Here is a 20,212-nt window from a genome sequence, read left to right on the forward strand (position 1 = left end):
CGGTTGCCGGTGTTGGCTGCGATGGATCAGGCAAGTCCCGTGCCACGGCCCCGTCAGAAAGCCGCCGCGCGCCGGTCCCGGGCGGTCTCGCCGGCGGCCAGCTGCTCGCGGTCGATGCCGTACTTGCGCAGCTTTTCCACCAGCGTGGTGCGGCGCAGGCCCAGCAGCGGCGCGGCGTGCGCGACCACGCCACCGGCCTGCTCGAGCGCGGCGCGCAGCAGGCCCAGTTCGATCCCGGCCATGTGCCCGCGCAGGTCGATGCCCTGCGGTGGCAGCGTGGTGAGCGCGCTGATGTGGGCCGGGTCCAGGGCCGAAGCCGCCTGCGGGGCCTCGGCCGCGGCCGGCCCGGGTTCCGGCGCCGGCGGCGGGTCGAACAGGTCGCCGGCGGCGGCCGCGGCGGCGCGGTAGCGCGCCGGCAGGTCGGCCGCGCGCACGGTGCCGCCCGGGTGCAGCACGGCCAGGCGCTCGAGCAGGTTGCTCAGCTCGCGCACGTTGCCGGGCCACCGGTAGTGGCGCAGCGCGGCGATCGCGTCGGCCGACAGCGAGACCCGGCCGCGGCCGGACTCGGCCAGCTGGCGGGTGATCGCGGCGACCAGGTCGGGCAGGTCCTCGGTGCGATCGCGCAGCGCCGGCATTTCGATCGGGAACACGTTCAGGCGGTAGAACAGGTCCTCGCGGAAGTCGCCGCTGGCGATGCGCTGCTCGAGGTTGCGGTGGGTGGCGGCGATCACGCGCACGTTGCACTTGATGGTGGTGGTGCCGCCGACCCGCTCGAAGCAGCGCTCCTGCAGCACGCGCAGCAGCTTGACCTGCATCGGCATGCTCATGTCGCCGATCTCGTCGAGCAGCAGGGTGCCTCCCTCGGCCATCTCGAAGCGGCCCTTGCGCTGGGTCAGCGCGCCGGTGAACGCACCCTTCTCGTGGCCGAACAGTTCGCTCTCGAGCAGGTCGGCCGGGATCGCGCCGCAGTTCACCGCCACGAACGGCTTGTCGCGGCGCGGCGAGCGGTCGTGCAGGGCGCGCGCGGCCACTTCCTTGCCGGTGCCCGACTCGCCCAGCAGCAGCACGGTGGTGTCGTGCGGGGCGACCTGGTCGATCATGCGGTTGAGCTGCAGCACCGCGGCGCTGCGGCCGGTCGGGCCGGACGAGTGCACCTCGCGGCGGGCGTCGTCGTCGATGCGCTTGAGGCTGGCGCGGCGCAGCGCGTCCTGCAGCTGGGCGCGGCGGATCGGATAGGCCAGCGGCCACACCGACTGCGGGTGCAGGTGGCCGCGCCAGGGCGCGTCCGCGGCGTGGCCGGGGAGTTCGAGCACCGGCGGGTGCAGCGACTGGGCCGCCAGCCACTGCGCGAACGCCTCCCACGAGGCGCCGTCGCCGACGTCGCCGACCACCACCGCGACCCAGTCGCTGGCGCGCGCGCGCGCCAGGTCGATGTCCGCGGCGTCGTCGACGATGCGCGGGTTGAAGTCCATGAAATCGAGCAGGGTGGCCACGCGCTCGGCGCGGGCGTCGTCGCGGTCGATGACCAGGATGCGCGACTCGCTCATGACGAGGCCTCCGGTTCATTGCCTTCGCCCCCGCGCGCGGCCAGGGCCTCGAGCAGGGGCAGTACTTCGTGGATGTAGGCCAGCTTGCTGACGAAGGCGTCGGCACCGGCGCGCATGGCGTGCTCGCGGTGCTCGCCGTCGTCGAAGTGGCTGGCGATGACGATGTAGGGGGGGTTGTCCTGGGCCTTGATCAGGCGGGTGGCCTGCAGGCCGCCCATCTCGGGCATGGCCAGGTCCATCAGCACCACGTCCGGGCGCAGCATCTCGCACTGGGCGATGGCCTCCACGCCGTTTCCCGCGGTGCCGGCCACGGTCAGCCAGGGCAGGCGGCGCAGGTGGCGCAGGGCGGCGGAGATGAAGCCGGCATGGTCGTCGACCAGCAGCACGGAAATCTGGCGCATCACACGTACTCCTGGCGGGAGGGGCGGGCCGGACGGGTCGCGGCGCGGCGGCGGGCGCGCGCCGGGCCGATCGAAAGCTGGTCGCGGTACTTGGCCACGGTGCGGCGGGCGATGCGGATGCCCTGGCGCGCCAGCAGGCCGGCGATCACGTCGTCGGCGAGCGGCGCGTTCGCCGGCTCTTCGTCGATCAGGCGCTTGACCATGGCCCTGACCGCCGCGCCGCTGACCTCGGCCCCTTCCAGCCGCACCGCGAACAGGCGCTTGAGCTCGAAGGTGCCGCGCGGGGTCTGGATGTACTTGCCGCTGACGATGCGCGAGACGGTGGACTCGTGCATGCCGATCGCATCGGCCACCTCGCGCAGGGTCAGCGGCAGGATCGCCTCCGGGCCGTGGTCGAGAAAGCCGGCCTGGCGCTCGACCAGCACCTGGGCGGTGCGCAGCAGTGTCTCGTTGCGCATGTTGACGCCACGCACCAGCCAGCGCGCCTCGTCGAGCAGGCCGCGCAGCACCTGGTGGTCGCTGCCGGCCAGCGCGCGCTCACAGTGCGGGGCGATGCGCAGCCGCGGCGCCCCGCGGCTGGACAGGGCCACCCGCCAGCCGCCGCCGGCGCGCCAGGCGATGACGTCGGGGACGATGTGGCCGTCCTCCGCCGCCACCGGGGCCTGCACCGGATGCGGCCGCAGCGACAGGATGGTCGCGACCGCCGCCTGCACCGCGCCGGGATCGGCGCCGGTGGCCGCGGCCAGCGCATCCACGTCGTGCGCGGCGAGCAGCTCCATCTGCTGGTCGAGGATGCGCGCCGCCAGCCCGGTGGACGCATCGGCGGGCAAGGCGCGCAGCTGCGCCGCGAGGCATTCGCGGGCATCGGCCGCGGCCATGCCCGGCCAGTCGCCGTGCAGCAGGCGGATGCGCAGCAGGCCGACGTCGCCGGCGCGGTGCGGGAAGGCGGCGCGCGCGGCGGCGAGCAGTTCGTCGAGCGGCCGTTCGAGGTAGCCGCGGTCGTCGCAGTGGTCCAGCCACCAGGCCGCGACTTCAAGGTCGGCGGGGTCCCAGTGCAGCGCCAGCTCGCGCAGCAGGCGCAGGCGCGGGTCGCTCGATTCGCCGTCGGCGATGCGCAGGGTCGCGTCCTCGTCGCCGCCGCCGGTGGCGCCGCCGGACAGGAACGCCGGTTCCGGCAGTTCGTCCCAGGCCGCGACTTCCACCGCCGCCGCCTCGGGCACGGCCTCCTCGGCGTCTTCGTCCTCGATCTCTTCCTGCTCGAGCAGGGGGTTGCGCTCCAGCGCCTGGCGCAGCTCCTGTTCCAGCTGCGGGGCGGTGAGCTGCAGCAGCCGGATCGACTGCAGCAGCTGCGGGGTGAGGTTGACGCCCTGGGTGATGCCGATGCGCAGGTTGGCCTTCATCTTCCTCGCCTCCGTGCCGGCTCCCGCGCCGGCGACGGAACCCATCGTGACGAGGGCGTGACGGAACCCGAATCAGGGCAAACCCGGCTCCGGATCAGGGGAAACCCGGCCCGGTGTAGGGGTTGCCCCGACATCTCGTCGTGTTTCCGACGCGCGGGCGCAGAAGGTGACGCGAAGTGACGCTTTGCGTCAGCCGCTCAGGGGCGGTCGTGCAGCCGCAGCGCGATGCGCAGCAGCTCGCCGGCGTTGCGGCAGCCGAGCGTTTCCATCATCCGCGCGCGGTGGGTTTCCACGGTCTTGACGCTGATGCCCAGGTCGGCGGCGATCTGCTTGGTGGTCCGGCCCGCACCCAGCGCCTCGAAGATCTCGCGCTGGCGGCGCGGCAGGGCGTCGATGTTGGCTTCCCCCGGGGTGGCGTTGCGCAGCGCCTGCAATTGCGGTGCCGAGACGTGCGGGCTCAGGTAGGGACGGCCGGCGGCGGCGGCGCGCAGCGCGATCTCCAGTTCCGCCGGCGCCGCTTCCTTGACCACGAAGCCCATCGCGCCGCGCGCCAGGGCCTCGCGCACGTGCAGCGCATCGTCGTGCATGGACATGATGACCACGGCGCATTCGGGGCAGGTGCGGCGCAGCTCGGCCAGGGCGTCGAACCCGCTGCGGCCGGGCATCGACAGGTCCAGCAGGACCACGTGGGGCAGCGCCTCGCGGGCGCGGATGACCGCCTCGTCGGCACTGGCGGCCTCGGCCACCACTTCGATGTCCGCGAACGACTCCAGCAGCCGGCGCAGGCCGGCCCTGACCAGCGTGTGGTCGTCGCAGATGAGGACTCGCAGCAACTCGACCCCCTGGCGTTTCCTGTCCACCACGATAGCGGCCCCGGAGGACGCGCGCATGGCAACGCAAGAATACGTGATCGCGGTCTCAGGTTTCCTGCTTCTGGCGCCGGCTTTCCGCCACCGCGCGGCGATGGATGCGGAACAGGTGGCGTTCCAGCGCCGCTTCCAGCGCCGGTGGCATGGGATCGAAGCGCAGCCAGCAGCGCACGCCGTCGGCGCGGGTATCGCGCGCGATCTCGCTGGCCGGAAGCACCAGGGTCGAGGGCAGCCAGTCGGCCGGGCGCACCCGGAACAGGCCGGTGGCCTCGGCCGGCGCTTCGGGCAGTTCCAGACGGGCGCCGCGCGCCGACCAGGCCAGCCGGCGCACCGGGTCGGCATCTTCCTGGCGCACCAGGCCGGCGACCAGGACGGTGAGCAGGTCGAGCTTGGCCTCGACCCGCGCCAGGGCGTGGTCGTCGCCCTCGGGCTCTTCCGGCCGGGCGCCGTCCTCCAGCACCGCCAGCGCGCGCAGCAGCGCCTCGCCGCTGGCGGCCAGGGCCGGGTCGGGATCGCGCGGGCGCGGCAGCAGCGCGGCCGGGCGCAGCACCTCGCAGGCCAGGCTGTCGCCGAACAGCAGGGCGTCGGCCTCGGCCGGGCTCATGCCAGCGCCCGTTGCCAGGCGCGCGCGCCGCGCTGGTCCTGGCCGATCTTCTCCAGCGCGCGCGCGGCCTCGTCGCGCGCCGCGCGGATCTCGCCGGCCAGCGCGCGCTGGGCGTCGAGCAGCGCCTGCAGCTGCTCGCGCGGGAGCGCGGCGAACCCGGGCGAGGCGCAGGCCGCGGCCACCGCGGCGTCGTGCTCGCGCAGCAGGCGGCCGGCCAGCGCCCAGTCGTCGGCCGCGATCGCGGCGCGCACCTGGTCGGCGGGCAGGGCCGGGATCATGCGGCCTCCGTCGGCGCGATCGCCAGCCACGCCGATTCGATCTCGCCCAGCAGGTCGTCCACCTCGCGCAGCGGCGCGGGGTCGTTCTGCGCGTTGGCCAGCACCAGGCGGCGCTGGGCGTAGTCGTACAGCGCGGCCAGGCCGTCGGCGATCTCGCCGCCGGCTTCCATGTTGAGCGCGCCGTTGAGGCCGCCGATGATCGCGCTGGCATCGCTGATGGCCTGCGCCTTGCGCGGCAGGTCCCCGCGTTCGAGGCAGGCCGCGGCGAGGCGGGCGCGGTCGCGCGCACCGGCCAGCATCAGCGCGATCAGCTGGTGCGGGCTGGCGTCCAGCGCGGCGCTGGTCACCGCGGTCTGGCGGTACTGGTTGGCAAGGGCGCGCGCGTTCATGGTCAGGTCGTCTTGTTGTTGTTGAGGGCGGCGATCTGCTGGCTGAGGTAGTCGCTGCTGGTCTGGAGCGAGGTCAGCAGCACGTCGAGGGCGGTGAACTGGGCGCGGTAGCGCGCCTCGGCCTGGCTCATGCGGAAGTCGAGCTGGCTGCGCTGGGCCGCCAGGGCCTTGGTCCGCGCGTTGAGGTTGGCGGTGCGCCCGGCCAGCAGGCCCTCGTCGGGATCGACCAGGCGTTGCACCACGGCGTCGAGGCGCCCGGCCATGCCGTCGGCGCCGAACAGCCGCGCCGCGGCGCCGGGGTCGTCGGCCAGGCCCTTGTCGAACGCGGCCTCGTCGAGGCTGAGCGTGCCGTCCTTGGCGATCGCGATGCCGAGCGCCTTTAGGTCCATCACGCCGTCGCCGAGGATGTTGCGCAGGTCGCGGGTGGTGTTGCGCACCATGGCGTCGCCGTTGAGCGCGGCCGCGGTCTTGTTCGCCGCGTTGTACGATGACACCTGGCCCAGCGCGCCCAGCGCCGCGTTGTAGGCGCTGACGAAGGCCTTGACCGCGCTGCGCTGGGCGCCGGTGTCGCCCTCGACGCGCAGTTCGCGCACGGTGCCCGGTTCGGCCTTGGTGAGCGTGATCGAGACCTTGTCGATCAGGTCGGCGACGGTGTTGGACGGGCTGCTGCGCTCGATGCCGTCGACCTTGACCCGGGCGTCGGAGGCCGCCGCCAGTTCGGCCAGGCCGCCCGGGACGTCCGGGTCGAAGGCGAAGGCGGACAGGCCGCCGTCGCCGCCGCTGGCGGCGATGCGCAGCGCGCCGGCGCTGCCGGTGCCCAGGGCGTTGAAGACCAGGTGCGCGCCGTCGTCGCCGGTGACGATCGTGGCGCTCACGCCCTTGCCGCCGGCCGCGGCGTTGACCGCGTCGCGGATGCCGGCGAGGGTGTTGTTGGATTCGTCGATCACCACCTCGAGGGTGGTGTCGCCGGTGGTGATGGTCAGGGTGCCGGTGCCGATCGCGGCATCGGCGGCGTGGGCGGCCGAACCGAGCTTGTGCGCGCTGGCGAGCGCGATCACCTCGATCTGGTAGCGGCCGGTCGCCGCGCCGCTGCCGGCGCTGGCGGAAAAGTTCGCGTCGGCAGGCACGGTGGCCTTGCGCGCGGAGAGATTCTCGCCCGAGGACAGGCCCTTGATGGCGGTGCCGAGCGCGGAGAACGCGCTGCGCAGCGTGCCGATGGCCGAGATCTGGGCATTGACCTCGCGTTCCTTGCCGGCGATGCGCGCCTCGGGCTGGGCGCGGTCGGCCGCGACCAGTTGCGCGACCATGGTCATGACGTCGAGCTTGCCAACGTTTCCGATGGTGGTCATGGCGCGTGCTGCCCCTGGCGTGGTGGCGCCGTGGCCCGCGGGCGGCGTCCTGGCTGCGCGGCGGCAGGCAGGCGGTGCACGGTGGCTGCGGCGGAACGGAGATCCCGGGTCTTGCGGTCAGGCCGGTAAAGGACCGCAGGGCGCGCCCGGAGCGACGCCCTGCGGCCAATGTGCATCAGCGCAGCAGCTGGAGCACGTTCTGCGTGGCCTGGTTGGCCTGGGCCAGCATCGCGGTGCCGGCCTGCTGCAGGATCTGGTTGCGCGAGAGCTGCGCCGATTCCTTGGCGAAGTCCGCGTCCTGGATCCGGCTGCGCGCCGCCGACAGGTTCTCGATCGAGGTCGACAGGTTGGCGATCACCGAGGTGAAGCGGTTCTGCACCGCACCCATGTTGGCGCGCGCGGTGTTGATGTCCTTCAGCGCGGCGTCCATGGCCAGGATCATGTTGTCGGCGCCATCGACGGTCTTGATGTCCAGGGTGGCGAAGCCGGTCTGGCCCGAGCCGGGGACCTGGGTCTCGGTGCTCTGCGTGGTGCCCGCCGCCGGACCGGTCAGGTTGGTCAGGTTGGCCAGGGTGATGTCGGCGTCGGTCGTGCTCAGCACGCCGGCGGCGCTCATCTCCACGTTGGCCAGCGCGGTGTTGGCGGGGTTGGCCTTCGCGGCGTCGAACGCGGCCTTCAGGGCCGCGACGAAGCCGTCGCCATCACGGTCAACCTCGTCGGCGACGTTGATCGTGACGCCATTGATCGTGACCGAGGCCGCAGCCTCGGGGTCCGTGGCGGTGAACGCGTCCAGGGTCTGGCTGTACCCGGTGCCCACCGAGGTCCAGGTGCCCAGCGCGTCGATGTTGGCGTTGACGATCGCGGCGATGTCGATGGTCTCGCCCTGATTGGCGCCGACCTGGAAGCTCTGGGCCTGGAACGAGCCGTCGAGCAGCTTGACGTCGTTGAAGTTGGTGGTCTCGGCGACGCGCTGGATCTCCGCCTTCAGCTGCTGGACTTCGGCGTCCAGGGCCTCGCGGTCGGACGCCGAGTTGGTGGCGTTGCGCGACTGCACCGCCAGCTCGCGGATGCGCTGCAGGTTGTTGCCGATCTCGGCCAGCGCGCCTTCGGCGGTCTGGGCCAGCGAGATGCCGTCGTTGGCGTTGCGGGCCGCCTGGTCGAGGCCGCGGATCTGGGTGGTGAAGCGCTGCGAGATCGCGAGGCCGGCGGCGTCGTCCTTGGCGCTGTTGATGCGCATGCCCGAGGACAGGCGCTGCAGGCTGGTGGCGAGGTCGGCGCCGGACGCGGTCAGGTTCCGCTGCGCATTGAGCGACATCACGTTGGTGTTGATGACAGTGGACATCGTGGTTCTCCTGGGAGGTTGGGTCCGGCGGCGACGAGAGGCTGCGCCGGTACTTCGCAGGGTGCTGACCGGGTCGGTCCTCGCCGCTGCTGGAATGGGTATCGGCGCCGTCCTGTCAAGCTTTAGGCCCCGGGGACACCCGATCGCGAAAAATCGCTACATGCGGTCGAACAGGGACAGGCCCTGGACCCGCAGCATGGTCTTCTGCGCGGCCTCGATCGCGGCCAGGTGCAGCGCCAGGCGGGTGCTGGCCTCGGCCACGTCGACGTCGCGCAGTTCCGACAGCGACTCCTGCAGGGTCAGGTCGGTGGCGCTGCGCGCGTCGGCGGCGTTGTCAAGCGCGGACAGGCGCGAGCCGGTGGCCGCGCGCAGCGACAGCATGTGGTCCTGCGCGGTGGCCAGGTCGCCCAGGGCGGCGCCGACCTGGTTCGCGCGCCAGGCGCGCGCCGCCGGGTCGGCGGCCGGCGCCTCGAGCGCGTCGGCCAGGCCCTGCAGGGTGGCGAACACGTCGCGCACCGGCGCCGGTTCGACGCGGAAGCTGTCGCCGGCGGCGGGGGCGCCGCTGATCTTGAGCTGCATGCCGCCGGCGGTGATGGTGGCGCCTTCGGTATAGCTGCCGGTGGCCAGTTCGTTGCCGTCGCCGTCGAGCACGCGCCAGGCGTCGGCGGCGGTGAACTCGACCCGCAGCGACTGCCCGGTCCATGCCGCATGGTCGACCACGCCGCTGGACTGCAGCACGCCGGTGCCGGTGTTGCCGGCCGCGGCGCTGCCGCGCACGATGCCGTCGCCGGTGCGCACGCGCAGGAACACCTCGCTGCCCGGTTCGCCGTCGACCACCCAGTGGTCGGGCGAGATCTCGAGGCTGTTGCGGCCGTCGTCGCCGGCGTAGCTCACCACGCCGCCGTTGTCGGCGAACGGGATCACCCCGTCGCGGGTGCCGGCGAACAGGCGCCGGCCGTTGCCGTCGTCACGGTTGGCGATCGCCAGCAGCTCGTCGCGCACCGCGCGCAGCTCGGCCGCGATCGAGGCGCGGTCGCTGTCCGACAGCGCCGGGCTGTTGGCCTGTACCGCGAGCTGGCGCGCGCGGTCGAGCTGGGTGCCGACGTCGGCCAGCGCGTTCTCCTGGCTGCGCAGGCGATGTTCGACCAGGGTGGCGTTGCGGTCCTGCTGCTGCAGCGAGGCCAGCAGGTGGTCCATCTGCTGGGCACGGGCCATGCCCGAGGGATTGTCGGCGCCGCGCAGCAGCTTGTTCTGGCCGACCAGCTCCTGCTGCACGCGGGCCAGGCGTTGCTGCTGCTGCAGCAGCCCCTGCAGGCCCTGGTTGTACAACCCGGCGGTGGACATGCGCAGGACGGTCATGATCGCTCCTTTAGCGCCGCACGGCGGACAGCAGGGTCTGGAACATCGCGTCGGCGGTGGCGATGATCTGGGCCGCGGCCTGGTAGGCCTGCTGGTAGCGCAGCAGGTCGGCCGCCTCCTCCTCCAGGTTCACGCCGCTCACCGATTCGCGCTCGGCCGCCACCTGGGTGTCGATCGCGGCCTGCGCCTCGTGGCTCAGGCTGGCGTGGCGGGCCTCGGCGCCGGCGCGCGCGGTCAGCCCGGTCAGGCCGCCGGTCAGCGACAGGGTGCCGCCCTCGAGCAGTTCGCGCTGGTCGAGCGCGGCCAGCGCCAGCGCGTTGCCGTTGTCGGTCGAGCGCGGCGGGGTGGGCGAGAGGGTGAAGCGGTCGCCGGCCGCCGGCGTGCCCTGCAGCGACAGGCTCCAGCCGGCCGCGGCGTCGGCGACCGGGGTGCCGGGCACCCAGGCGAACGGGCCATTGCCGTCGATGGTGTACTGGCCGGCATCGATGAACTCGATCGTGGCGCCGGCGAACCCGGCGAACGCCGCCGGGTCGGTGACCGTGGCGGTGGCCGCGCGCGCATCGCCCAGGTTGGACGGGTCGGTGGCCGCCTGCAGCGGCGAGGCGGCCGCGATCGCGGCCGGGTCGGTGATCGCCACGCGCAGGCTGGCGGCAGCGCCCGCGGTGGGGCGCAACGCGAAGCGGTCGCCCGGCGCCGGCGTGCCGGTGACTTCGAACGCCACGCCGCCGACGCGGAACGGATCGGCCGCGGTGCCGCTGCCGCTCATCGGCACCGCCTCGCCGGTGTCCGCGCGCACCGCCGACCAGGTGCCCTCGAAGCGCAGCACCAGGTCCTGGCCGGTAAGCGCGGCGACGTCGTCGATGCGCGCGCTGATGCCGGCGTTGCCGCCGTTGCCCGCGTGCGGGTCCACGCGCGGCGGCGCGAGGCTGAAGAAGTCGCCGCCCGGCGCGCCAGCGTAGTCCACGCCCGAGCGGTGGGCCTGGTTGAACGCGGTGGCGAAGGCGGTGGCCAGGCGGCCGAGTTCGGCCCGGGCCGGGTCGAGCACGCGTTCGCGGAACTCGAGGATGCCACCCAGTTCGCCGGACACGGTCGCGGAGGGCAGGCGCACGTCGCCGCCCGGGGTCTGGAGCGAGAGCTGCATGCGCCCGGGCTGCATTGGATCGGGCGTGGTGGCGAGCTGCATCGCCTGGCTGCCGACCACCAACGGCTGGCCGCCGGAGGTGAACACGTTGAGCATGCCGTCCTGTTCGACCGTGGTCGCGCCGGTGAGTGCGGCGAGCTGGCTGATGCGCAGCTCGCGGGCGTCGAGCAGGTCGGGCGCGACCCGGTCGCCGCCCTGGTGGATCGCGCGGTTGAGGTTGGCGATCTCGCTGGCCAGCCGGTTGGCGTCGGCCACCGTGCTCTGCAGCCGCTTCCCGGCCTCCTCGTCGAGCGCCGACAGCTGCCCGTCGAGCGTGCGCCAGCGCGCGGCCAGCTGTTCGGCACTGGACAGCAGCTGGCTGCGCGCGATGGTCGATCCGGGCTCGGCGGCCAGCGCGTCGGCGGCGTTGAAGAACGCCGACCAGTGCTCCGCCAGCCCGGTGGCCGGATCCGAGACCAGGCCGTCGACCCGGCCGGCGAGCGAGGACAGCTGCCGGAGCCGCCCCAGCTCGCCGCTGCTGTCGATCTGGCGCGCGAACACCAGCCCGTCGGCCAGGCGCTGCAGCGTGGCCGCGTCGACGCCCTGGCCCACCCAGTGCCCGCCCTCGGGCAGGGCCGGGCGCGAGGACAGTTCGACCCGCTGCCGGCTGTAGCCGGGGGTCGAGGCGTTGGCCACGTTGTGGCTGACGGTGCCCAGCGCGCGCTGGAACGCGAGCAGGGCGGAAGTTCCGGTACCGAGCATCCCGGTCATGGGCTATCCCCTGTGGCCCGCGGCCAGCGCCGCGACGGTGGTGGCGCGGGCGGTGCCCGCCTGCGCGACCTGCACGTCGGCGCGCGCCGGCGCGGAGAGCGAGGCCAGCGCGCGGTTGAGCGTGGCGCCGTTGGCGATCGCGGTGATCTTGGCCGCGTAGGACGGATCGGTGGCGTAACCGGCCTTCTGCAGCGCGGTGGCGAAGCGGTGGACGTCGTCGCCGGTGCCGCGCGCGGCGGCGTAGCGGTCGCGGCCGATCAGCCGGGTGTAGTCGGCGAAGCTCTCGGCGACCGAACCGTAGGCGCGGAACTCGGCGCGCTCCTGGATCCGTTTGCCGCCGACGAACTCGTGGGTGCCGGCGCTCACGCGCGCCCCCTTCCAGCCGCCGGTGGCCTTGATCCCGAACAGGTTCAGCGAGGAGCCGTGCTTGCCGCCGGCCAGGCGTCGGCCCCAGCCGGTCTCCAGCGCGGCCTGGGCCACCAGGGCCTTGGCCGGCACGCCCAGCTCCGCGGCCGCCTTCTGCGCCTGCGGCCAGATCGAACGCACGAAGGCTTCCGGCGTGCTGGCGTCGAACGGCGCGTCCGCGCGCGCCGGGTCCGGGCCGGGGGTCGTGGCCGGTGGCGCGGGCTGCGCGGGCGCCAGCCCGGGCAGCGACACGCCCGAGCGGGTCGGCGCCAGCGGCAGCATCGCCGGCATCGCCGCGGCCGGCGTCAGCGGCAGCGACGGCAGGCTGTCGCCGCCGCGCCGCAGCGGCATCGCGGCCGGCGCGGCGGTGGTCGGGGCCGGGGCGGTCCCGGCGCTGCGCTCGAGCTGGCGCACGATCATCGGCGCCAGGCCCAGCCCGCGGCCCTTGGTGAGTTCGCGCGCGAGCTGCTGGTCGTACATCTCGCGATAGCGGGTGTCGCCGCCCAGCGGATCGCCGCCCGAGGCGCTGCGCATCGACTTGATCAGCATGTGCGCGAACTGCGCTTCGAGCTCGCGCGCCGCCTTCTCGATGTCCGCGCGCGGGGTGGCCTGCGCGGGCGCGAGCGGGATCGGGGTGGCGGCGGGCAGGTGCATGGCCGGTGCGTGCTCAGATCACCTCGAGCTCGGCGCGCAGGGCGCCGGCGCGCTTGAGCGCCTCGAGGATGGCGACGATGTCGCCGGGGGCCGCGCCGACCGCGTTGACCGCGCGCACGATCGATTCCAGCGACGAGCCGCCTTCGAACAGGAACATGCGTCCGCCCTCCTGGCTGACCTGGAGCGAGGACTGCGGCGCGACCACGGTGTCGCCGCGGCCGAACGCGCCGGGCTGGCTGACCAGTGCGTTCTCGGTGACCGAGACGGTGAGCGAGCCGTGCGAGACCGCGGCCGGCATCACCGTGACCTCGCCGCCCATCACCACGGTGCCGGTGCGGGCGTTGACGATCACCTTGGCCGCCGCGGCGCCGGGCGTGACCTCGAGCGATTCGAGCCGGGCCAGGAAACCGATGCGGTCGCCCGGCGGCGGCATCACCTCGATCGTGACCCCGTCGAGCGCGCGCGCGCGGCCCGGACCGAAGGCGGCGTCGATCGCCGAGACGATGCGCGAGGCGGTGGTGAAGTCGGACTGGCGCAGGTTGAGCGTGACCACGTCCGACGGCGAACCGCCCGGCGCGGCGCGTTCGACGATCGCGCCGTTGGGGATCGTGCCGCCGTTGGGCGCGTTGGTGGAGATGCGCGAGCCGTCGCGGCCCGAAGCGCCGAAACCGCTCACCACCAGGGTGCCCTGGGCGATCGCGTAGACCTGGCCGTCGGCGCCCTTGAGCGGGGCCATCAGCAGGCTGCCGCCGCGCAGCGAGCCGGCGTTGCCGATCGAGGACACGGTGACGTCGATGGTCTGGCCGGGCTTGGCGAACGGCGGCAGCTCGGCGTGGATCGCCACCGCGGCCACGTTCTTGAGCTGCGGGTTGATGCCCGGCGGCAGGCTCACGCCGAGCTGGTCGAGCATGGTCTTCAGGCTCTGCACGGTGAACGGCGTCTGGCTGGTGCGGTCGCCGCTGCCGTCCAGTCCCACCACCAGGCCGTAGCCCACCAGCGGGTTGCCGCGCACGCCGGCCACCTGGGCCAGGTCCTTGATCCGCTCGGCGCGCGCGGGCGCCGGCAGCGCCGCGATCGCGACGGCCAGCAGGCCGGCGAGGGCGACGAGGGTGCGGCTCGCGATGTTGGTTGCCATGTCGCGGCCCTCAGTACGGATACGCGGCGGAATTGAAGAACCGCCCCAGCCACCCCATCGCGTTGGAACGCGCCAGGGTGCCGCGGCCGCCGTAGACGATCGCCGCCTCCGCCACGCGGTCGGAGGTGATGCGGTTGTCGGCCCCGATATCGGCCACCCGCACCAGGCCTTGAATCTGGACCAGCTCGTCGCCCTGGTTCAGGCGCAGGCGCTTCTCGCCGGCCACCCGCAGGTTGCCGTTGCCCAGGTCCTCGACCACGGTCACGGTGATGTTGCCGGCCAGCTGGTTGCTCTGGGCGCTGTCGCCGGCGCCGGAGAAGTCGCGCGAGCCCTCGATCCCCGCCTGCAGCACCGGGCGGCCGTTGACGGTGACGCCGCGGCCGAAGATCGTCGGGGCGGCCATGTCGACGCCGCTGTCCTTGCTCACCGAGGTGGTGGCGTTGGTGCGGGCGCGGGTGTTCTCGACCAGGACGATGGTCAGCAGGTCGCCCACCTGGCGCGCCTTGTTGTCCTGGAACAGGTGCATGCCGCGGTGGCCGCCGCCGGCCGAGGCGTAGATCGAGCCGCCGCCGTCGCGCGCGCCCGGCGCCGCGTAGGCGGGCTGCACGGCGGGCGCGGCGGCGTAGCCGCGGCTGGCGGCGTCGGGCGCCGGGAACGGGCGCACGTCGCCCAGGGTGGCGGCGCAGCCGGACAGGGCCAGCGCGATGGCCAGGGCAGGGGCGAGGGCGGACCGGGTGTTCATCGTCGCGCTCACAGCTTGTTGTTGAGGTAGGCGAGCATCGAGTCGATGGTCGAGATCGCCTTGGCGTTGGTCTCGTAGGCGCGCTGGGTCTCGATCATCGACACCAGTTCCTCGACCACGTTGACGTTGGAGCCTTCCAGCGCGCCCTGCACCAGCAGTCCGGTGCCGTTCTCGCCGGGCGCGCCGGTCTGCGCCGGGCCGCTGGCGCCGGTCTCGATGTAGAGGTTCTCGCCCTTGGCCTGGAGACCGGCGGGGTTGACGAAGTCGGCGATGGTCAGCGCGCCCACCTGCACCGGCTCGGCCTGCCCGGCCAGCTGCACGCTGACCGTGCCGTCGGCGCCGATGGTGATCGACTGCGCGCCTTCGGGCAGCTGCAGCCCGGGCTGCACCGGGAAGCCGGCGTTGGTCACCAGTTCGCCCTGGGCGTTGATCTTGAAGCTGCCGTCGCGGGTGTAGGCGGTGCTGCCGTCGGGCATCAGGATCTCGAAGAAGCCGCGGCCGTTGATCGCCACGTCCAGCGCGCCGCCGGTCTGGGCCAGGCTGCCCTGGGCGAACTCCTTGGAGGTCGCGGCCACGCGCACGCCGGTGCCGACCTGCAGCCCGGTGGGCAGGCTGGTCTGCTCGGAGGTGGCGCCGCCGGGCTGGCGGGTGGTCTGGTACAGCAGGTCCTCGAAGCTGGCGCGGTCGCGCTTGAAGCCGGTGGTGTTGGTGTTGGCGAGGTTGTTGGAGATGACCGCCATGCGCGTCTGCTGCGCGTCGAGGCCGGTCTTGGCGATCCATAGAGCCTGGGTCATGGCGGGATTCCGTCAGTGGAGGTGGGCGCGCTCAGCGCGTGGACAGCAGGGTGTTGGCCGCGCGGGCGGTGTCGTCACCGCTCTGCAAGACCCGTACCTGCATCTCGAACTGGCGCGCCAGCTCGATCATCGAGACCAGCATCCCGGTCGCGTCGACGTTGCTGCCCTCGCGCACGCCCGAGGCCAGGACCTTGCCGTCGGCCGGCGGGAGCGGCCCGGCGCCGGGCGGCAGCCGCATCAGCCCGTCCTCGCCGCGCACCAGGTCGCGCGCGGGCGCCGCCGCGACCTGCAGCTGGCCGAGCACGGCCATCGCCGACATCGGCTCGCCCTGCGGCACCACCGAGACGGTGCCGTCGCCGCCGATCTCGATCGCGTCGCTGGGCGGCAGCGCCATCGGCGCGCCGTTGCGGTCGAGCACCGGCAGTCCGCTGGCGGTGGTCAGCAGGCCGTTGGCGGTCAGGCGCAGGTCGCCGGCGCGGGTGTAGGCCACGCCGCCATCGGCGGCCTGGACCGCGAGCCAGTGGCCGGGTTCGAGCGCGATGTCGAGCGGGTTGCCGGTCACGGTGCGCGCGCCGGGCGCCTCGCTGACGCCCAGGGTGCGCTGCACGGCGGCAACCCGGGAGGCGTGGCCGGGGCCCTGCACCGGGGCGGCCACGGTGCCGCTGAGGGTGGCCTGGAAGCCGGTGGTGTCGGCGTTGGCCAGGTTGTGGGCGACCGCGGCCTGGCCACGCAGGGTGGCGCTGGCGCCGGTCATCGCGATGTAGAGGGACTTGTCCATGCGGGCCTCGGTGTGGCGGCGGGGCCGGCGCCATCGGCGCCTGCCCGGTGCCGCTGCAACCTCCGTGCCGCGGCGGCGCCGCGCGCGCTGCCGGCGGCCACAGCCGCCGGCGCGCCATGGGTCAGCGGATGTTGATGACAGTCTGGGTGAGCGCGTCCTGGGCCTGGATCATCTGCGCGTTGGCCTGGAAGTTGCGCTGCGCGGTGATCATGTTCACCAGCTGCTCGGTGAGGTTGACGTTGGAGGCCTCCAGCGCGCCGCCCTGGATCATCCCGAACTCGGCGGTGCCGGCGGCGCCGCGGCGGGCCAGGCCCGAGCCGTGGGTCTCGGCCCAGGCGTTGTCGCCGACCGGCTGCAGGCCCTGCGGGTTGGCGAAGTTGGTCAGCGCCACCTGGCCCAGCGGCGTGGACACGCCGTTGGTGTAGCGGGCGCTGACCACGCCCTCGGCCGAGACCTCGATCGTGCTCAGGCGGCCGGTGGCGTGGCCGTCCTGGACCAGCGCCGAGACGCCGAAGCGGTCGCCGTACTGGGTCGAGCGCTCCAGGTCGAGGGTGATCTCCATCGGCGCGGCGCCGCCCGGCGGGGTGTGCGGCGGCAGCGGGATGTTGCCGCCGGCCGGCGCCAGCAGCACGCCGGCGTCGGAGTACTGCAGGGTCTGCGGGCCGCCGACGTCGACGCCGTCGATGCGGGTGTAGACCTGCCACTCGTTCGGGTTGGCGGTGCGCACGAAGTACATCGACTGCGAGTGCGGCGCGCCGAGCGAGTCGTAGATCGTCACCGAGGTGGTGTGGTTGTAGGTGGTCGGGTCGTCGGCGCTGAACGGCGCCATTTCCGGCGGGGTGGCGTTGCCGGGCAGGTTCAGCCCCAGCGAGACCGAGCTGGTGGCGCGCGGCGGGGCGTCGCCGGTGGCCAGGCGCAGGTCGCTCATGCGGCCGGTGTCGAAGCCCTGGCCGCTGGCGTTGGGCAGGAACACCTGCAGCCGCTGGCCGGCCGGGTTGACCACGTAGCCCTCGCGGTCGGCGCCGAAATTGCCGGCGCGGGTGTAGGTGATGCCGGCGCTGCCCGACAGGGTGAAGAAGCCCTCGCCGGTGAGCGCCATGTCCAGCGAGCGCCCGGTGTAGTCGACGTTGCCCTGGGCGAACTGCTGGGCCACGCGCTGCAGGCGCACGCCGGCGCCGACGGTGTTGGCCGACAGACCGTGGGCCGAGGCCGCGAACACGTCGCCGAACTCGCCGCGCGAGGCCTTGAAGCCCGTGCTGCTGGCGTTGGCCACGTTGTTAGAGGTGATGTTGAGGTCGGCCGACGCCGCGTTCATGCCGCTCAGCGAAATCAGGAAACTCATGGTGTGCTCCTTTGGAAAGGAATAACCGCCGTGGCGCGGTCAGCCGATGCGGTGGATCGCCGACAGCGGCACGCTGCCCATGCCGGCGAGGTTGAGGAACAGCCCGTCGGGCTCGATCGAGACGCTCTCCACCCGCGCGCTGGCGCGGATGGGCAGCAGCTCGGCGCCCTGGGCCGAGGGATCGCTGGCGCCGGTCACGGCGCGGAAGCTGTAGGTGCCTGCCGGGGCGGCCACGCCGGCGTCGGTGCGGCCGTCCCATTCGAACGCGGTGGCGCCGGCGCCGGTGGCCTCGATGGTCATGCGCCGCACGCGCACGCCGTTGGCGTCGACGACGTCCATCGTCACCGGCCCGGCCGCGACCGCCATGACCTCGGCCCGGAGGCCCGCGCCGGCCGCCAGCGGCACCTCCTCCACCGACACCAGCGCGTCGTGGCCGACCAGCGACGCCGCGCGCAGGGTCTGGTCCGATTCCATGATGCTGGCCATGGCGCCCATCGCCGCCTGCATGCCGTCGATGCCCTGCACCGTGGAGAACTGCGCGAGCTGGCCGAGGAACTGGTTGTTGTCCAGCGGCTTGAGCGGGTCCTGGTTCTTGAGCTGCTCGGTCATCAGCAGCAGGAAGTCGGCCTGCCCGAGCGTGGTGCTGCGCGCCGGCTGCTGCTGGGCCAGGCCCAGCGCGGCGTAGTCGGTGCTGGCGATCGTGGTCATCGTGGTTCCTCGCGGCCGCCTCAGCGGCCCATGTTCAGGGTGGCCACCGCGAGCTCCTTCGCGGCGTTGAAGACCTCGACGTTGGCCTGGTAGCTGCGTGAGGCGGAGATCAGGTCGACCATCTGCGCCACCGGGTCGATGTCGGGCGCGTACACGTAGCCCTGGGCGTCGGCGAGCGGGTGGCCGGGCTCGTAGCGGCGCAGCGGCGCAGCCTCGCTCTGGCGCACCTCGTCCACGCGCACCCCGGCCAGCGCCGGGTTGCCCTCGATGGCGGTGGCCGAGAACACCGGCTGCCGGGCGCGGAACACCTCGTCCGGGTTGCCGGCGACGGAATTGGCGTTGGCCAGGTTGGAAGCGATCGTGCTCAGCCGCACCGACTGGGCGTTCATCGCCGAACCGGCGACGTCGAAGATCGGGAGGTTGCTCATCTCGGGGCTCCTGTCGCGGCGGTTACTGGCCGGTGATCGCGGTCAGCATTCCGCGCACCTTCGATTCGACGAACGACATTGAGGCGCGGTATTCGAGGACCGCCTGGGCGAAGACCGCGTTCTCGAGGTCGCCGTCGACGGTGTTGCCGTCCAGGCTCGGCTGCGAGGACGGGCGGGTGTAGCGGGCCGCCTCGGCGGCGGCGGCGATGGGGTCACCGGCCTCGGCCGACGGGCGCAGGGCCGCGCCCAGGGCGTGGGTGAAGTCCAGGTCCTGGGCCTGGTAGCCGGGGGTGTCGGCGTTGGCGATGTTGGCGGCCAGCAGCTGCAGGCGCTGCTCGCGCAGGGCCAGCGCGGTGCCGTGGATGCCAAGGAAATCGGACATGGGCCCCTCCGTCGGGCGGGTTCGCCCTTGGAGAGGCAAGCGGCGTGCCAGACGCGCCGCGCGCGGGCGCCGGGAAGTCAGCCCAGGGACGTGATCCGGGCCGCAACCCGTTGTGCCAGCTCGCGTTCGGAGTACTTGGGCACGAAGTCGTCGGCGCCCACGCGCTCGACCATGGCCTGGTTGAACACGCCCGAGAGCGAGGTGTGCAGGAGCACGAACAGGTTGCGCAAGGCCGGGTCGCGACGGATTTCCGTCGTCAGGGTGTAGCCGTCCATGGCCGGCATCTCGATGTCGGAGATGACCATGGCGTAGCGCTCGGCCGGGGATTCGCCGTTGCGCACCAGGGCCTGGAGGTGGTCGAGGGCCTGGCGACCGTCGGACAGCAGCAGCGATTCCAGCCCCAGCTGTTCGAGCACTGCGCGGATCTGGTTGCGGGCCACGCGCGAGTCGTCCACCACCAGCACCTCGCGCGGGCCGCGCCCGGCGGGCAGGGCGTGCAGGGTGCCCAGGTCGCTGCCGCGCGGAGCCGATTCGGCCAGCACGCTCTCCACGTCGATCAGCTGGATCAGTTCGCCCTGGTGGCGGGCCACGCCGGTGAGATAGTGGCCGTCGCCGCCGGCGTCGGGCGGGGGCTGGATCTGTTCGACGGCGATGTTCACGATCCGGTCCACGCCGGCGACCAGGAAGCCCTGGACGCTGCGGTTGAACTCGGTGACCACGAGGTAACGCGGTTCGTCGGCCTCGCCCTCGGCATAGCCGATGGCGCGCGCCAGGTCGAGCACCGGCACGCTGCGTCCGCGCACGTCGGCCGCCCCGGCGAAGGCCCTGGGCAGCTGCGGCAGGGTGAACAGCGGCGGACGCTGCAGCACTTCCTTGACCTTGAACACGTTGACGCCAAAAAGCTGACGGCCGCCGAGGCGGAACAGCAGCAGGGCCAGCCGGTTGTGGCCGGCCAGGCGGGTGCGCTGGTCGATGCGGTCGAGCAGGTCCTGGCTCATGTGCCCTGTGACGGCCGCCGCGCCCCGATCTTGAGCCCGGCATTCCGTCGGCCCCGTTCCCCTGCAGGAGCGGTTTCAGCCGCGACCTGGCGGCCGGCCGCGTCCAGGCGCCGCGCGCCTGGGCATCGCTTCGGAAGGGCCGCAACGCCCCGGGCCGGGGAGGGTCCGCCGCCCCGGTCCTCGGACGTGCCTGTCCAACTCGCGGCCCCGGCACGCCGGATGGATCGGGCAGGCCCGCATTGAGCCTGTAGGAGCGGCTTCAGCCGCGACCCGGAGCATGGGTGGTTCTCCCGGTCGCGGCTGAAGCCGCTCCTTGTACGTTACTGGTGTCCGGCATTTGGCCGGACAGGATCGGTTTCCGGGGAAGCCGTTTGCTCCTTGGGGCAGCATTGACTGACCCCGTTTGTAGAGCGGCTC

At 73.2% G+C, this 20,212-nt stretch carries 21 protein-coding genes; all 21 read right to left on the reverse strand.

The features are described 5' to 3' along the window. Positions 1-53 precede the first annotated feature (53 nt). Entirely contained in the window at positions 54-1,547 is a 1,494-nt protein-coding gene (locus FQY79_RS12040; RefSeq protein WP_146313148.1) for a sigma-54 dependent transcriptional regulator, read from the reverse strand. Continuing rightward, on the reverse strand, positions 1,544-1,948 hold the full coding sequence (locus tag FQY79_RS12045) for a response regulator (protein ID WP_146313149.1): 405 nt from the start codon (positions 1,946-1,948) through the stop codon (positions 1,544-1,546). Before FQY79_RS12045 ends, FQY79_RS12040 begins: the two co-directional genes overlap by 4 nt. Next, positions 1,948-3,348, reverse strand: coding sequence for an RNA polymerase factor sigma-54 (gene rpoN, locus FQY79_RS12050; protein ID WP_146313150.1), 1,401 nt, complete (start codon positions 3,346-3,348; stop codon positions 1,948-1,950). The genes FQY79_RS12045 and rpoN overlap by 1 nt, the downstream gene beginning before the upstream one ends. Positions 3,349-3,545: 197 nt before the next feature. Next, on the reverse strand, positions 3,546-4,178 hold the full coding sequence (locus FQY79_RS12055) for a response regulator transcription factor (protein ID WP_146313179.1): 633 nt from the start codon (positions 4,176-4,178) through the stop codon (positions 3,546-3,548). An 88-nt stretch (positions 4,179-4,266) separates the two neighbouring features. After that, positions 4,267-4,821 carry a PilZ domain-containing protein gene (locus FQY79_RS12060; RefSeq protein WP_146313151.1) on the reverse strand — a complete coding sequence of 185 codons (555 nt, stop codon included), beginning with the start codon at positions 4,819-4,821 and terminating at the stop codon, positions 4,267-4,269. Continuing rightward, entirely contained in the window at positions 4,818-5,099 is a 282-nt protein-coding gene (locus tag FQY79_RS12065; RefSeq protein ID WP_146313152.1) for a hypothetical protein, read from the reverse strand. The genes FQY79_RS12060 and FQY79_RS12065 overlap by 4 nt, the downstream gene beginning before the upstream one ends. Next, positions 5,096-5,488 (reverse strand): flagellar export chaperone FliS, encoded by a 393-nt coding sequence (gene fliS / locus FQY79_RS12070; protein WP_043740842.1) that lies wholly within the window; start codon positions 5,486-5,488, stop codon positions 5,096-5,098. Before fliS ends, FQY79_RS12065 begins: the two co-directional genes overlap by 4 nt. Positions 5,489-5,490: 2 nt before the next feature. Then, a complete protein-coding gene (fliD, locus tag FQY79_RS12075; RefSeq protein ID WP_027072034.1) occupies positions 5,491-6,837 on the reverse strand; it encodes a flagellar filament capping protein FliD in 1,347 nt (448 codons plus the stop codon). A 175-nt stretch (positions 6,838-7,012) separates the two neighbouring features. Continuing rightward, positions 7,013-8,179, reverse strand: a complete 1,167-nt coding sequence (locus FQY79_RS12080; protein ID WP_146313153.1) for a flagellin — start codon at positions 8,177-8,179, stop codon at positions 7,013-7,015. Between the two features lie 156 nt (positions 8,180-8,335). Next, positions 8,336-9,538 carry a flagellar hook-associated protein FlgL gene (flgL, locus tag FQY79_RS12085; protein ID WP_146313154.1) on the reverse strand — a complete coding sequence of 401 codons (1,203 nt, stop codon included), beginning with the start codon at positions 9,536-9,538 and terminating at the stop codon, positions 8,336-8,338. 10 nt (positions 9,539-9,548) lie between these two features. Continuing rightward, positions 9,549-11,429: a flagellar hook-associated protein FlgK gene (flgK, locus tag FQY79_RS12090; RefSeq protein WP_246123105.1), complete on the reverse strand. Its 1,881-nt coding sequence runs from the start codon at positions 11,427-11,429 to the stop codon at positions 9,549-9,551. Positions 11,430-11,432: 3 nt separating this feature from the next. Next, entirely contained in the window at positions 11,433-12,488 is a 1,056-nt protein-coding gene (flgJ, locus tag FQY79_RS12095; protein WP_146313155.1) for a flagellar assembly peptidoglycan hydrolase FlgJ, read from the reverse strand. A 13-nt stretch (positions 12,489-12,501) separates the two neighbouring features. Beyond that, on the reverse strand, positions 12,502-13,623 hold the full coding sequence (locus FQY79_RS12100; RefSeq protein WP_146313156.1) for a flagellar basal body P-ring protein FlgI: 1,122 nt from the start codon (positions 13,621-13,623) through the stop codon (positions 12,502-12,504). A gap of 10 nt (positions 13,624-13,633) precedes the next feature. Continuing rightward, on the reverse strand, positions 13,634-14,365 hold the full coding sequence (gene flgH, locus FQY79_RS12105) for a flagellar basal body L-ring protein FlgH (RefSeq protein ID WP_146313157.1): 732 nt from the start codon (positions 14,363-14,365) through the stop codon (positions 13,634-13,636). Between the two features lie 8 nt (positions 14,366-14,373). Continuing rightward, positions 14,374-15,159: a flagellar basal-body rod protein FlgG gene (flgG, locus tag FQY79_RS12110; protein WP_146313158.1), complete on the reverse strand. Its 786-nt coding sequence runs from the start codon at positions 15,157-15,159 to the stop codon at positions 14,374-14,376. 31 nt (positions 15,160-15,190) lie between these two features. Next, positions 15,191-15,937 (reverse strand): flagellar basal body rod protein FlgF, encoded by a 747-nt coding sequence (locus tag FQY79_RS12115; RefSeq protein ID WP_027072041.1) that lies wholly within the window; start codon positions 15,935-15,937, stop codon positions 15,191-15,193. Between the two features lie 121 nt (positions 15,938-16,058). Beyond that, a complete protein-coding gene (flgE, locus tag FQY79_RS12120; RefSeq protein ID WP_146313159.1) occupies positions 16,059-17,279 on the reverse strand; it encodes a flagellar hook protein FlgE in 1,221 nt (406 codons plus the stop codon). 39 nt (positions 17,280-17,318) lie between these two features. Next, the gene (locus FQY79_RS12125) at positions 17,319-17,987 is read right to left on the reverse strand and encodes a flagellar hook assembly protein FlgD (RefSeq protein ID WP_146313160.1); all 669 of its coding nucleotides are present in this window, start codon (positions 17,985-17,987) and stop codon (positions 17,319-17,321) included. A gap of 20 nt (positions 17,988-18,007) precedes the next feature. Beyond that, the gene (gene flgC, locus FQY79_RS12130; protein ID WP_146313161.1) at positions 18,008-18,415 is read right to left on the reverse strand and encodes a flagellar basal body rod protein FlgC; all 408 of its coding nucleotides are present in this window, start codon (positions 18,413-18,415) and stop codon (positions 18,008-18,010) included. A 22-nt stretch (positions 18,416-18,437) separates the two neighbouring features. Next, positions 18,438-18,797: a flagellar basal body rod protein FlgB gene (gene flgB, locus FQY79_RS12135; protein WP_146313162.1), complete on the reverse strand. Its 360-nt coding sequence runs from the start codon at positions 18,795-18,797 to the stop codon at positions 18,438-18,440. Positions 18,798-18,874: 77 nt separating this feature from the next. After that, positions 18,875-19,795, reverse strand: coding sequence for a chemotaxis protein CheV (locus FQY79_RS12140; RefSeq protein ID WP_146313163.1), 921 nt, complete (start codon positions 19,793-19,795; stop codon positions 18,875-18,877). Between the last annotated feature and the right edge of the window lie 417 nt (positions 19,796-20,212).

It is taken from the genome of Luteimonas wenzhouensis (assembly GCF_007859305.1).
GTDB lineage: Bacteria > Pseudomonadota > Gammaproteobacteria > Xanthomonadales > Xanthomonadaceae > Luteimonas > Luteimonas wenzhouensis.

Coding starts and splice junctions, on each gene's coding strand:
- FQY79_RS12115 (WP_027072041.1), bottom strand. CDS start 15,937: ATGGACAAGTCCCTCTACATCGCGATGACCGGCGCCAGCGCCACCCTG.
- fliS (WP_043740842.1), bottom strand. CDS start 5,488: ATGAACGCGCGCGCCCTTGCCAACCAGTACCGCCAGACCGCGGTGACC.
- flgG (WP_146313158.1), bottom strand. CDS start 15,159: ATGACCCAGGCTCTATGGATCGCCAAGACCGGCCTCGACGCGCAGCAG.
- FQY79_RS12080 (WP_146313153.1), bottom strand. CDS start 8,179: ATGTCCACTGTCATCAACACCAACGTGATGTCGCTCAATGCGCAGCGG.
- fliD (WP_027072034.1), bottom strand. CDS start 6,837: ATGACCACCATCGGAAACGTTGGCAAGCTCGACGTCATGACCATGGTC.
- flgH (WP_146313157.1), bottom strand. CDS start 14,365: ATGAACACCCGGTCCGCCCTCGCCCCTGCCCTGGCCATCGCGCTGGCC.
- FQY79_RS12100 (WP_146313156.1), bottom strand. CDS start 13,623: ATGGCAACCAACATCGCGAGCCGCACCCTCGTCGCCCTCGCCGGCCTG.
- FQY79_RS12065 (WP_146313152.1), bottom strand. CDS start 5,099: ATGATCCCGGCCCTGCCCGCCGACCAGGTGCGCGCCGCGATCGCGGCC.
- flgK (WP_246123105.1), bottom strand. CDS start 11,429: ATGACCGGGATGCTCGGTACCGGAACTTCCGCCCTGCTCGCGTTCCAG.
- FQY79_RS12125 (WP_146313160.1), bottom strand. CDS start 17,987: ATGACCACGATCGCCAGCACCGACTACGCCGCGCTGGGCCTGGCCCAG.
- flgJ (WP_146313155.1), bottom strand. CDS start 12,488: ATGCACCTGCCCGCCGCCACCCCGATCCCGCTCGCGCCCGCGCAGGCC.
- FQY79_RS12045 (WP_146313149.1), bottom strand. CDS start 1,948: ATGCGCCAGATTTCCGTGCTGCTGGTCGACGACCATGCCGGCTTCATC.
- FQY79_RS12140 (WP_146313163.1), bottom strand. CDS start 19,795: ATGAGCCAGGACCTGCTCGACCGCATCGACCAGCGCACCCGCCTGGCC.
- FQY79_RS12060 (WP_146313151.1), bottom strand. CDS start 4,821: ATGAGCCCGGCCGAGGCCGACGCCCTGCTGTTCGGCGACAGCCTGGCC.
- flgE (WP_146313159.1), bottom strand. CDS start 17,279: ATGAGTTTCCTGATTTCGCTGAGCGGCATGAACGCGGCGTCGGCCGAC.
- flgL (WP_146313154.1), bottom strand. CDS start 9,538: ATGACCGTCCTGCGCATGTCCACCGCCGGGTTGTACAACCAGGGCCTG.
- flgB (WP_146313162.1), bottom strand. CDS start 18,797: ATGTCCGATTTCCTTGGCATCCACGGCACCGCGCTGGCCCTGCGCGAG.
- FQY79_RS12040 (WP_146313148.1), bottom strand. CDS start 1,547: ATGAGCGAGTCGCGCATCCTGGTCATCGACCGCGACGACGCCCGCGCC.
- flgC (WP_146313161.1), bottom strand. CDS start 18,415: ATGAGCAACCTCCCGATCTTCGACGTCGCCGGTTCGGCGATGAACGCC.
- rpoN (WP_146313150.1), bottom strand. CDS start 3,348: ATGAAGGCCAACCTGCGCATCGGCATCACCCAGGGCGTCAACCTCACC.